This is a genomic window from Psychrobacter sp. CAL346-MNA-CIBAN-0220 (assembly GCF_040309805.1).
Classification (GTDB): domain Bacteria; phylum Pseudomonadota; class Gammaproteobacteria; order Pseudomonadales; family Moraxellaceae; genus Psychrobacter.
The window spans coordinates 1-235 of record NZ_JBEOPF010000746.1 but is presented as its reverse complement, the minus strand read 5'-3'; the positions used below and the strand labels follow the sequence as shown (position 1 = coordinate 235).

Annotated in this window: 1 protein-coding gene; it reads right to left on the bottom strand. The window is 63.8% G+C overall.

Annotated features, from left to right (window positions below; translation table 11 throughout):
- Positions 1–114: DUF4389 domain-containing protein (locus tag AAEY88_RS15855; protein WP_407074474.1), on the bottom strand; the 114-nt coding region annotated here is incomplete at its 3' end.
- Positions 115–235: the final 121 nt, after the last annotated feature.

Sequence of the window (235 nt, the reverse complement as noted above, 5' to 3'; positions counted from 1 at the left end):
GATCACCACCACCGCCCCGAGGAGCAGTTCGGCGACCTGCCAGACCAGGACGAACAGCAGCATCCAGAGGATGCGGATGGCGATCGATTCGCGTGCTTGCGGGTCTGCGGACATGGCGGTCTCCTCGTCAGAAGCCGGTGGTGGGAATGAAATCGACGTCGGTCTTCGGCTCGCCGCGCATCAGCAACTGGATGACCTGCGCCAGGGTGCGGCCTTCGAAGAGGATCGCATGGAG